This is a genomic window from Clostridium cuniculi, from assembly GCF_004353185.1.
Classification (GTDB): Bacteria; Bacillota; Clostridia; order Clostridiales; family Clostridiaceae; genus Clostridium; species Clostridium cuniculi.
In genome coordinates this window covers 26,793-40,202 of record NZ_SMUS01000002.1, presented here as the reverse complement: position 1 = coordinate 40,202, position 13,410 = coordinate 26,793, and the positions used below count along the sequence as shown (strand labels likewise).

Sequence of the window (13,410 nt, the reverse complement as noted above, 5' to 3'; positions counted from 1 at the left end):
TATAATAATAAGGTACCTAACTAAAAAGGAGTAAATATATATGAATAATGAAATTAAATATGAGAAATGTCCACTATGTGGAAAAAATTGCAGTATAGATGAAACTAAATGTTGTAGAGGAAAAAAGTTTGTAAGATTATTGAATGAAGGTGAAATTACAGAAGAAAAAATAGCTGAGCTAAAGGAACAAGCAAAAAAACGTGAGGAGTTTAAAAGTTTACCTCAAGAAGATCGTCTTATGATAATGTTAGGAAAGTGTGGAATGATATTAAATCATAACCATTGTGGTCATCATGGAAGAGGGCGTATATTAAAAGTACTTTTAGAAAAAGGAACAATGACTCAAAGTGAATTACAAAACATTATTGATATTCGTTCAGGCTCTTTAAGTGAAATTTTAAGTAAAATGGAAGATAAGCAATTAATAATAAGAGAAAAAGATGAAAATGATAAAAGAAGAGTAAAAATTGAGATAACTGAAAAAGGAAAGGAAGTTATTTTATTAAAGGAAGAAGAGCATAAAAATAAGTCAAAAGAATTATTTAAGGCAATAAATGAGGAAGAACAAAAGCAGTTAGAAGTAATATTATCAAAGTTAATTAAATCTTGGAAAATGAGTGATGTTCATGGTAGACATATGAGAGGTCATAATAAATGTAAACATAAAAAGCATATGAAAGAGTATGAAATTGATGAGAATAATGAATTTGAAAAATAATAATTTTAAAATTATGTTATAAGAAGAATAAAAATATAATTCAGTGGAAAATAGTTTTATTTTATCGGAAATTTATGATTTAAAATATGAAAAATAAAACATTTTTAACTATAAAGCATTAAAATGCTATATAATTTCTTCAGTAATTTGTTTTAATTCTCATATAAAAAAATAATATTAGATGATAATAATTTTATATTATTTTTAAAATTAAATAGGCAAACTTAAAGAAATTTAAGGACGCAAAGCTATAGGGACTAAAGAAATTTTTCAATGTCAGCCAGTTGCCAAAAAGTATATTATACTTTTTGTTTATTAAGTTTAATAAAATTAATTATAATTGTTTTAATTTATTAGAAGTTAATTATAGTATTAATTCAGCCTCAAAAGATATTTAGTTAAGTTCTAGAAATTATGCATATAAATTTTATTTTTACTTAAGAGTTTAAGCTACTCTTTAATGAGTAGCTTTTTTTATGAAAAAGGAGTATATTTCTAATAAAAAAATATAGACTAAGGTAATATAAATGATATAATATTTTTATAAGTATAAATGTTTTTGATTTATGAGGTTAATGGAACAAATTCATTTGTAATATATTTTTTTTATGAATGAGGGAACGTTCCCATGATATATTATTAGGAGGAGAAGAGATGAAAAAGGTAATTTCAATTGGAGAAGCTTTGATAGACTTTATTCCACATGAAAAAGGTGTAGCTTTAAAAGATGTAAGTAATTTTTTTAGAGTTGCAGGTGGAGCACCATTAAATGTTGCTGCAGCTGTTTCAAAGTTAGGCGGAAAATCTCAAATGCTTACTAAATTAGGTGTAGATGGATTTGGAGATCATATTTTAGAAGAAGTTAAGCCTTTAGGTGTAGATGTATCAAAGGTTTTAAGAACTAAGGAAGCAAATACTGCATTAGCATTTGTATCATTAAAGGAAGATGGGGAAAGAGATTTTTCATTCTATAGAAACCCAAGTGCAGATATGCTATTAAATGCATCAGAAATAGAAGAAGAAGTTTTTGTAGAAGGTGGAATATTACACTTTTGTTCAGTTAGCTTAATAGATGCTCCTATAAAGGATGCTCATAGAAAGGCAATAGAATTTGCTAAAAAAAATAATTGTTTAATAAGCTTTGACCCAAATGTTAGATTACCATTATGGGAAACACCAGAAGCTTGTAGAAAAGCAATTTTAGAATTTTTACCTTTGGCAAATATAGTGAAAATAAGTGATGAAGAGTTAGAATTTATAACTGGAATTACAGATGAAGCAGAAGCATTAAACTTCTTATTACAAGGAGATGTTGAGGTTATAATCTACACTAAAGGAACTAATGGTGCAGAATTTATAACTAAGGAAAGAAAAGTATTCTCTCCATCATTTAAAGTTCAAGCGCAAGATACAACAGGAGCTGGAGATTCATTTATAGGATCATTCTTATACCAAATTGCTGAAGGTGATAATACTTTAGAAAGTTTAGTTAATTTACCAGAAGAAAAGGTAAAGGAAATATTAACTTTCTCAAATGCAACAGCTGCTTTAACAGTATGCAAAAGAGGAGCTATAGGAGCTTTACCAACGAAAGATGAAGTTTTAACTTTAATACAAGGGAGATAAGTATGTTAAAAATTGATTTCGATAAGCAAATAAATGAATGTATGAACAAAAATTTAGATGCTGTAAATAATGATAGATGGAGAAATAAATATCATATAATGGCTCCTATAGGTTGGATAAATGACCCTAATGGATTATGTGAATTTAATGGAGAATATCATTGTTACTATCAATACTCACCATTAACGCCAATGGGAGGATTAAAGTTTTGGGGGCATGCTGTATCTAAAGATTTAGCTAACTGGGAAGATAAGGGTGTAGCTCTTTATCCTGATATAGCTGAAGATAAGGATGGAGTATATTCTGGATCAGCTTTTGTTAAAGATGATACTATATATTTCTTCTATACAGGGAATGTAAAGCATCAAGGCGAACATGATTATATATTAACGGGAAGAGAGCAAAATGTTATTTTAGTAACTAGTAAAGATGGTATAAACTTCTCAGAAAAGAAGGTTCTTTTAAGAAATACAGATTTCCCAGAAGATATGTCTTTACATGTTAGAGACCCTAAGGTTTGGGAAGAGGATGGAGTTTACTATATGGTTCTAGGTGCTAGAACTACTGATGATAAGGGATGTGTTTTATTATATAAGTCAAGTGACCTTTATAATTGGAAATTCCACTCAGTCCCGGTAGGTAAGTTAAATAATATGGGATATATGTGGGAATGTCCAGATACATTTAAGTTAGGTGATAAGGATATATTAATGTTTTCACCACAAGGTATGGAAGCAGAAGGATATAAATATAATAATGTATATCAATGTGGATATGCAGTAGGGAACTTTATTAATGATAAGAAAGAACTTAAACTCGGAGAATTTGTTGAAATAGATAGGGGTTTTGATTTCTATGCACCACAAACTTTTGAAGATTCTAAAGGAAGAAGGATAGTTATAGGTTGGATGGGAGTACCTGATGCAATAGATCATAAGAATCCAACTATAGATAACTTTTGGCAACATCAATTAACAATTCCTAGAGAATTAGTTTTAAACAATAATAAGGTATATCAAGTACCTGTTATTGAATTAGAGAATTTAAGAAAAGGTAATTCAATTAAAAAAGAAGTTTCTTTAAATGAAGATATTACTTTAGATATATTTGAAAGTAATACTTTTGAATTAAATATTAATTTCAAATATTCTAATGAATTTAATGTTGAATTAAGAGAAGATTGTAAGCTTTCATTTAAGAATAAATTATTTAAATTAGAACTTGGAAAGTCAGGTTATGGAAGAGATATGAGAGCCGTAGAGATTGAAGCTGTTGATTCAATGAGAATATTCTCAGATAATTCTTCTTTAGAAATATTCTTAAATAATGGAGAAGAAGTATTTAGTACTAGAATTTATAATGATTCTATAGATACTTTATTAAAATTAAGAGGAAATGGTATTGCCACAATAGAAAAATGGAATTTATAAAATAATTGTTGATACTACTAAATTAACATGTATAATTGAAATAAGGGAATTCTGAACTATTTTATACTTTTACCACCATAGAAGTTTATTTGGGGATTCTTTAACATTTTCAACAATAATGAATAATATATATTAACGTATATATTAAAGATGGTAAGGCTTATGAGGGCATAGGTCTTATCATTTTTTTTGCTCTTAATTATAGAACAGTAAAAATATCTTGATAATTTTATAATGATATATATTAAAAAGTTAGATAATATTCAAAAATATTTTTAAAATAAATATAGGTATATTTAAGAAATTTTCGAGATTAATAAAATGAAAAAATAAAGTTAATATATTTGTTAAAAAATGAAAAATATATATTTTTTTTTATTAAAAATAATTTAAAATCATATTAAATTTATAAAAATAAAAAAATTATTTAACAATATTTAAGAATATTGAAAAATAAAAGTAGGATGTGGTATATTTTATGCAGAAAAAAGTATATAAAGGAGGATAAATATGAATCGAAGAAAAATATCAGCTATGTTAGCAGTAGCTTTGATTACAAGTCAAGTACAAGGTGTTACATTTGCAGAAACTAAAACTAGTAATCAAGAGATTGATAAGGTAAATGAAGTTGTTTTTGGAAATTTAGATGATAATAATTCCGATTCAATAGTAAATGAAATAACAAATACTCAAGAGGGTATATCTGAAGAAAATAGTGAATCTATTACTGATAGTATTAATAATGAAGCAAATAGTGAAACTTCTCAGGGTACTGTTATAAATGAAGAACAAAAAAATACCGAAAATGAAGCAGAAAAAAGTAGTGAAACAACAGAAATAGAAGATGAAAATGTTGATGAATCACAAAGTTCAGAACAATATGAAGTAACAGGAAAATTAGAATTAGATATTAATTTTGATAGTCCTATAAAAGTTGCAAACTCAGAAAAAACAGATATATCTATAAAAATAACTAAAGATGGACAAAGTAAAACTGTTAAGTTAGGTTCAGATGTTACAAGTGGAAATTTAGATAATAGTAATATAACTTATAATTTGGAGGCTTTAGATTATAGTAGAAATAAATTAGATGAAGGAGCAACAGAGTTAAATTTTTATCATTTAACTTTTGAAAATCTTGAATTAGGAACATATTCAATTGAAATATCAGGTAGTGGATATCAGACTGTAAATATCAACGATATAGAAATTGAAAATTCATCTAAAAGAATTTTATTAGGGACTAATGAAAAGAAAATAGAGTTAGAGGATGGTAGTAGTGAGTACTATCCAGGTATTCTAATATCAGGAGATTTTAATTCAGATGGTTCAGTAACTAAAGAGGATTATGAAACTCTAAAGAGTGCTATAAAAAGTAAATCTTCAGATGAGAAATTTGATTTAAATAGAGATGGTAAAGTAGATATAACTGATTTAAGCTATGTTCATCAAAATATAAATAAAACTAAAAATGATCCAGTTATAGTTGATACAGATCCTATAATAAATCCTGATAACATTAGTATAAATGTAGATAATGAAAAAGTAACAGTAACTGGAGATATTAAAAATATATTAAAAAATGAAAGCTCTATAGTATCATTACAATCTACAAGTGAAATAAATGAGGCTAATCCTATAGAAATACCTATGGATTTATCGGGTAAAGCAAGAAGTTCAACTGCAATTGAAGAGATTGTTATACAAGCTCCAAGTGAAAATGCACCATCAAGTGGAGAGATTGTTATACCTGGAGCAGGTGAAAGTGGACAAGATTTAACTGTTAAGTTTAATGATTCTAATGTAACTAAATCTATAACAAGAACTACTGATGGTAAAGAGATGGATACTATAAAAATAGATTTAGGAAAACAAGTTGCAGTAAGTCAAATTAATATAAGAGTTACTGGCAGCAGAAGCAATAAGAATTTAACTGAAATAGCAAAAGTTGAGTTTTTAAATAATGTTTATAAAGAAATGCCAAAACCTAAAATGAATATACCAGTTATAAATAAATTTACAAGTACAACTCAAGTTGGACAAGAATCTATGACTATAGGTTGGGAACAGGAAGTAAATGTAACTGGATATGAAATAAAGGTTGAAAAATTAAATAATAATAATCAAGTAGTAAGTACAAGTACATATAAAACAACTGAAAACTCTCTAAGAGTAGAAAAAGTAGATGCTTATGGAATTTACAGAATTAGTATTCAATCACTTTCAGGAGAATGGAAGAGTGGATATAAGGACGAACAAGATGGATATAGCACTGCTACAACAGGAGATACAAATTTAACAAATAATTCAAATGACAAAGATGGTAAACCAGATAATGTTGATTCAAATTATCAACCACAAGCTTGGGATTCTACTACAGGAAAGTTAAGTGAAAGTGCATCAGGAGATAATGGAAGTAACTTTGGAGCTGACTCTATAATAGAGGTTCAAGTAATACCAGAAACAGCACCTGAAGGTCCAGAAGGAATAACTGTAAAAGGTGGATATAAACAACTTACAGTTTCTTGGAAGGCACATGCAAAAGCAAAAGATTATGAATTATATTATAGAAAAGTTGGAACTCAACAATGGTTAAAAGCAAATGATAATGGGGAAAAATATACAGATTCTGATTTAGATGATAATATTCCAACAGGAGTTTCTAATTTACCAGCAGGGGATACTGATAGTTCAGATTTTATAAGGGCTACATCATATACAATAACAGGGTTAGAAGATACAACTAGTTATGAAATTATGATGACAGCAACAAATCACCATGGAACAGGTGGCTTATCACAAGTTTATATAGGATCTACTGCTAAGTTAGTAGCACCAGTAACAACTAACTATAACCTTATAAATACATCAAATGGAACAAATGAATTAACTAATCACATAGAAAAGGTTCAATTCAACGGAGGAACTTATGATGATACTGATGCGGTTGTAGATAATGACTATTCTACAGCATGGACTTGGAATGGATGGGATACATCTGTTTATGGAAAAAATGGTCCTATAATAACATTTGATCAAGAATATACAATTGATACTATAAAGGTAATAACAAGATTAGATATAGATTCATGGCCATATAATGCGAATATAGGATTCTTAAATAAAGAAACAGGAAAATGGGAATATAAAGATGCTACAGTAAGCTTAAGTAATAATAGCAAAGTAGTAACACTAAAATTAGCGGAGCCTATAACAGCTAAACAAGTACAAGCAAATATATCTGTATATCCTGGATCAGGTTCAGGTAAAGTAAGTATATCTGAAATTAAGTTCTATAAATATGATAGCTTAGAAAATGATGTAGATAATTTATTTGCCGATGATTTAAAGTTATCTTTAAATGATGGTGTGACTCAAGAAAGAGTAGATGAGCTTACTAAGAGGGCAAATACAATAGATCCAATAAATCTTGAATATCATCCAAATAAAGAGGAAATATTAAAGAATTTACAGAGAGCTCAAGATTTATTAAATGAAGTTTCATTACAAGATGAAATAATAACTCTAGACTCAACAATACATAATATAGGAGCTCAAAATACTATAGGTCAGACAAATAACTATCAATCACTAGGTGTGGCAGTAAAACCAGGGGATAAGGTTACTATATATATAGCTAGTCCTGATAGAAGTGATACAAAATTTGATTTAGTATTAACTCAATTTAATGCTGAAAGTGGTACTGCATATAAAGTAATAAAAGAATTAAAGATAGGAAAAAATGAAATTGAAATACCTGAAACTGGTTTTGATATGAACTATGAAAAAGGTGGAAATTTATATATAGGTCTTAAGAGCGGATTTGCAGAAAGTAATACATTTAAAGTAAGAGTAAGTGGAGGAATAGAAATACCACATTTAAATGTGAATAATATTATAGATAATGAAGCTAAAGAAGATGAAGTTAAAGAAGCTATAAGAACTTATATTAGAGAGTTAAAAAGCTATGTAAGCTCTTTACCTGATAGATATCCTGATAGCGCTACTATAGAAGATAATTCTAATAATATTTATACTTATGATCCAGAAACTTCTATATTAAATGCTACAGATATAGAAGGAGAAAGAATTATGCTTTCTCTTGCTGCTGATCAAGTGCTTAAAGGAATAGAAAGTGGATTAGTTGGAGATGAAGATGCTCAAGTAGATAGACTTTATAATACATTACTTGCTTGGGAACAATTAATGAAGATTTCTTATTCACAACAAGGTTTACTTGAAGAAGCAATAGATTTTGATGGTGACGGTAAAATAACTAATACTGCTTTAGAGGTTCTTGATGGAAAGAGTGAAACTCAATATTATAATGAAAATAGAGCACCTAAGAATCGTATGAACATTAAATATCAAAGAATGTTTACTGGAGCATTTATGTATGCATCATCACACCATGTTGGTATAGGATATGGTTCTATTGCTGATACAATGAAAGGAATTCCATTCAAATTCGATTCAAATGGAAACTTAATAAATTCGTCTGAAGGAAGTTTATTTGGATGGGGAATATCTCACGAGATTGGACATGTTCATGATAGACCAGGATTGACGTATACAGAAACAACTAACAATATATTAGCACTTATAACACAAACATTTAATGATATAAGTGAATCTAGATTAGAAGGATCTGGAGTATATGAAAAAATGTATGATAAAGTAACTTCTAATAGTGTAGGTTTAGCTAGTGACTTATTTACTAGATTAGGAATGTTCTGGCAATTACATTTAGCATATGATAATGACTATACTTATAATATGTTAGAGGTTAATTCAGATAATAATTTAGAAAATGATACATTCTTTGCTAAATTATATAGAGAAACAAGATTAAAAGGAACGGCTACAACTGAAAAGGGATATGACTCAACAGCTCAAACATTTATAATGAGAGCATCAGATGCGGTACAGAAAGACCTAAGAGAATTCTTTGAAAGATGGGGATTAGTAGCTAGTCCTAAGACTAATGAATATTTAGATGCAAAGAACTATCCAAAAGAAGATAAAGCTATTTATTACTTAAATGATGAAGCAAGAAGAATTAGATTAGCAGCTGGAAATGATATTAATTCAATAACTATGGCTTCAGATACTAAGGTAACAGCAAGTTTTGGTAGCGATAAAAATGGAAATACACTAAGTGATAGATCTTATTTAAATCAAAAGGAAGTTCCATTAACTTTAAGTGTAACAAAGGATTCAGATAAGATTTTAGGTTATGAAATAATAAGAAAAGAGGCAACATCAACAGGTACTAAAGAAGTAGTAGTTGGATTCGTGGAAAGAGATAAAGATGGAGAAAATGGATTAACTAATTATATAGATGTTATAGATACTGTAAATAATAGAGCATTTGAATATAAAGTCAGAGCTTATGACTATAATTTAAATGTTACTGAGGAAACTACTATTGGTAGCATAAAAGTAAATCATGATGGAAGTATATCTGAAACTAATTGGGTATTTGATACTAACACAAGAAGTGATAATGATGTAGCTGATGAAAATTCAGGACATGGACAAGCTCAAGATGGAGAAATTAAAAAGATAAGTGATAATGATCCATCAACAATTTATACAGCATCAAAAGCAACTAATAGTAATGGTACAGTTGTTTCAGGAGATCCATATGTAACTATTGATTTAGGAGATTCTAAATCTGTTGTAGGACTAAAATACAATCCAGGAGAAGCGACTACAAAGAAATTCTCATTAAAGAGTTTATTTAGCAAAACTTCAGATACTGCATATTCACCAATAAGTAAATATGAAGTTTGGGTAAGTAAGGATGGAAATACTTGGTCTAAAGCTCATTCAGGGGAATTTGATACTACTAAGGAAAATACAATTTATTTCAATGAGACAGGAAGTAGCTTAAATAATCAATTATGGGCATATGATGCACAGTATGTTAAGTTAGTAGCTAAGGGAGCTAGCGCTATATCTATAGCAGAAATTGATATATTAGGACCAACTGGAGATAACATAGAAATAGGTATAGATAATGGTGATAAAGTTTATGAAAATGGTGTAGGTATTTTAAAGACAGATTATACTTATGCAGAAGGAAAAACTATACCAGCTGGTTCTATAATAGTTACTGGTGAATATAAGGGAGATCCAGCATTTAATGTACCTTTAGTAATAAATGAGAATGATGAAAACTTTGCTTTAAATGCGCAAGCAGTTTTATTAGCAACATTACCAGAGGATTCAGAACTTGGTGAAGTTGCTGAAGGAAATTGGTTATATTGGATAACTCCAGAGCAACAAAAAGAAAGTGGAAATATCGAAGGTACTAAGATAAAGGCTGAGCTTTATAGATATAATAAGCTAGATAGTAACAATGCACCTGTAGGTCAAAGATTAGTAAGTGATACATTCTTAGTTGATTTACCTGAAGACTTAAGTGAACTACCATTAATAGAATTAAACAACTCAAAAGCGAAAGTATTGTCAAATTCTTTTAATGAAGTTGTAGAAATTGGTAGTGATATTATTCAAAATGTATTCAATAATAGAAAGTAAATTTATAGTGATAATATTTTGATTTAAAAGAGGTTATCTCTTTTGAGATAACCTCCATAAAGTAAGAAAGGAGATAGATTATGAAAAAGAATAAGGTAAAGCCAGCTGTAAAAACGGCTTTAGCATATACATTAGCAGTAACTTCAACTGCTGCAATAGCTTATGCGGCACCCAAAATTATAACGAATAATTCTGAAAGTACAGAAAATAACTTTATATTAGATGTGGAAAAAGTAGACTCTGATACAGTTAAAGTATCCTTAGATAATATAGAAGATATTCCGAAAGCTCTTCAATTTAGTTTAAAGTTAGATGGAGTAGTTTTAAAAGAGGAAAATGGTACTCCTATAATAAAAGATTTAATAAATCAGAATAATTCAGATAAAATATTAACAGATTATACCTATAATAAAGAAACAAATACAATAGATGTTTTAATAACATCTCAAGACTCAATACCTAAGAATGGTAATGAAGTTGAAGTTTTTGAATTAGATATAGTAGCAGATTCTAACAATGAATCAAGAAGATATAATATAACAAATGAAGAAGGTACTGAATATAAATATGTAAGTAATACAAATAAAGAGTACGTTAAAGATGTAACTGTTAATAACACAGAATTAACTTTAAATACAAATCCTACTATAGAAATGAATAGTGATTCTTACATAGAAATTAGCGAGGGAGAAACACTTCAATTAACAGCAGATAGTTTACAAGAAAAAGGATTAGTAATAGAAGATAAAGAGAATGATGGAATAACTTTAGAAGTTAAGGATTCAAATGATAAAGTAATAAAAGAGTTTAAGGGAACTGAAGAAGGAATCTATGATTTGTATATTACAGCAATAGATGATCTTGGAGGTAAATCAGAGACTTTAAATGTACAAGTTAAAGTTAATGCAGTAATTGAAGGGCCTACTATCACTAAAGATGGAAGAGAATTAGAAGATGTTACTATAAATGCAGGAGAAGCATTTGATTTAATGGCTGGAGTTAAGGCTGTAGATATTAATGGAAATGAAGTAGAGGTTAAGGTTACATCAGATAAGGAAGTTAACTTAGACCCAGAAGAAAATAGTCAATATAATATTACATATACAGCTACTGATAGCCGTGGTAGAACAACAGTTAAAACTATAACATTAAATGTAAAAGGTAATAAAGCACCGATAATAAAAGGTGTTACAGACCATACTTTAACAGTGGGGGATAGTTTTGATCCAAAGAAAAATGTTACTGTAGAAGATGAAGATGATGATATAGAATTAGTTGTTGAAAGTAATGTAAATACAAATATAGCAGGTGTGTATAAGGTTGTATACAGTGCTACAGATAGCGGAAACAAAACAACTAGAGCTCAGAGCATAGTTGTTGTAAATCCGAAATCATCTTCAATAAACAGTATTCCAGTAATAAATGCTAGTGACTTAATAATACAATTAGGAGAAGAGTTTGATCCACTAAATGGAGTAACAGCAACAGATGTTGAAGATAATGATTTAACTAATGATATAAAGGTTATAAGAAACGAAGTTATTACAAGTCAATCAGGCGAATATCAAGTTACATATAGCATAACAGATAGTCAGGGAGCAAGCTCTACGAAGACAATAACAGTAATTGTAAATGAACCGCCAGTAATAAATGCTGAAGATAAAATTATAAAGGTTGGAGAAACTTTTGATCCATTAATTGGAGTAACTGCAACTGATAAAGAAGATGAAAGTATAACTGAAATAGAAGTTGTAGAAAATACTGTTGATGTAAAAACTCCAGGAGAATATAGAGTTACATACAAAGTTAAAGATAGTAATGGTGGAGAAGCTACAAAAACAATAAAAGTAACTGTAAAAAAAGATGTTGTATTAGCACAAAATATAACTATAGATAATAAGATTAATAGCTTATATGTAGGAGCTAATAAAGTCTTAACTGCAACTATAGATGAAGAAGCAGAAATAAGAGATATAGAATGGATAACAAGTGATGAAAATATAGCATCAATAGAAGTTATAGGAAATGATGTTAAAGTAATAGCTAAAGCAAAGGGACAAGTAACTATAACAGCAAAAACTATTGATGGAAGTAATAAATTTGATAGTGTTACTATAAATATAGAAGAATATGAAGAAAATGTAGTGAATTTTGTTAAAGATATTATAGACACTAATATTGTTACTCCTATATCAGGTTCTGGGGAAATTGATTCTCCATTAGAAATGGAAGTACAAGATGTATCTTTAGAAAAGTTTAGTGAATTTTTAAATGATATTAAGAAGTTAGATGGGGTATTAGAAGAAAAATATATAGATGGAAACTTTACAGTTTATAAAATAAAAGTTAAAAATACATCTTTTATATCTAGGATTATAAAAGCTATTAAAAATGAAGCAATTGATGAAGCTTATATAGAAATAAAAATACCAAATGATTTAGAAAATGCAAGTTTATTCGAAGCTAAACTAGAAGAAGTTATATCTAAAGATGAAGGTGAAAATGCTCCAGGAGATGAAAATACACCAGGAGATGAGAATACACCGGGAGATGAAAATAATCCTGGCGATGGAAATACACCAGGGGATGAGAATACACCGGGAGATGAAAATAATCCTGGCGATGGAAATACACCAGGGGATGAGAATACACCGGGAGATGAAAATAATCCTGGCGATGGAAATACACCAGGAGATGAGAATACACCAGGAGACGAAAACACTCCAGGAGATGAAAATAATCCTGGCGATGAAAATATATCAGGTGATGAAAATACTTCAGGAAATCAAAACGCTTCAGGTGATGCAAATAATCAAATAACTACAGAAAATTCAGATGATAATGATCTGCCTAAGACAGGAAAAGAAAGTATAATAGGTTATATTGGTGTAGTTACTATAGCTGCTGGTATGCTATTATCAAGTAAAAAGAAGAAAAAATAAACTTATAAACAGTAAATTTTATATTTATTTAAGCGATGTAAAATTTTAATAATAATTAATAATATATATTAAAGATGATAAGGCTTATGAGGGCATAGGTCTTATCATTTTTTTATTTAATTGTATAAAATAAACAAGCTCATAATTT

At 28.6% G+C, this 13,410-nt stretch carries 5 protein-coding genes and 1 riboswitch; all 5 genes read left to right on the top strand.

Features of this window, described 5'->3' with window-relative positions:
* Nucleotides 1-40: 40 nt before the first annotated feature.
* Nucleotides 41-718 carry a MarR family winged helix-turn-helix transcriptional regulator gene (locus tag EJJ37_RS00980; protein ID WP_133013724.1) on the top strand — a complete coding sequence of 226 codons (678 nt, stop codon included), beginning with the start codon at nt 41-43 and terminating at the stop codon, nt 716-718.
* A 207-nt stretch (nt 719-925) separates the two neighbouring features.
* A riboswitch (cyclic di-GMP riboswitch) is annotated at nt 926-1,010 on the top strand.
* Nucleotides 1,011-1,372: 362 nt separating this feature from the next.
* Entirely contained in the window at nt 1,373-2,344 is a 972-nt protein-coding gene (locus EJJ37_RS00975; RefSeq protein ID WP_133013723.1) for a carbohydrate kinase family protein, read from the top strand.
* Between the two features lie 2 nt (nt 2,345-2,346).
* Nucleotides 2,347-3,774, top strand: a complete 1,428-nt coding sequence (locus EJJ37_RS00970; RefSeq protein ID WP_133013722.1) for a glycoside hydrolase family 32 protein — start codon at nt 2,347-2,349, stop codon at nt 3,772-3,774.
* Between the two features lie 510 nt (nt 3,775-4,284).
* Complete coding sequence (locus EJJ37_RS00965) at nt 4,285-10,320, top strand: M60 family metallopeptidase (RefSeq protein WP_133013721.1); 6,036 nt, start codon at nt 4,285-4,287, stop codon at nt 10,318-10,320.
* Nucleotides 10,321-10,400: 80 nt separating this feature from the next.
* Nucleotides 10,401-13,262: an immunoglobulin-like domain-containing protein gene (locus EJJ37_RS00960; protein ID WP_133013720.1), complete on the top strand. Its 2,862-nt coding sequence runs from the start codon at nt 10,401-10,403 to the stop codon at nt 13,260-13,262.
* Nucleotides 13,263-13,410: the final 148 nt, after the last annotated feature.

Bases quoted from the DNA above. Each gene is read 5' to 3' on its own strand.
- EJJ37_RS00965 (WP_133013721.1), top strand. From the start codon at position 4,285: ATGAATCGAAGAAAAATATCAGCTATGTTAGCAGTAGCTTTGATTACA.
- EJJ37_RS00960 (WP_133013720.1), top strand. From the start codon at position 10,401: ATGAAAAAGAATAAGGTAAAGCCAGCTGTAAAAACGGCTTTAGCATAT.
- EJJ37_RS00970 (WP_133013722.1), top strand. From the start codon at position 2,347: ATGTTAAAAATTGATTTCGATAAGCAAATAAATGAATGTATGAACAAA.
- EJJ37_RS00975 (WP_133013723.1), top strand. From the start codon at position 1,373: ATGAAAAAGGTAATTTCAATTGGAGAAGCTTTGATAGACTTTATTCCA.
- EJJ37_RS00980 (WP_133013724.1), top strand. From the start codon at position 41: ATGAATAATGAAATTAAATATGAGAAATGTCCACTATGTGGAAAAAAT.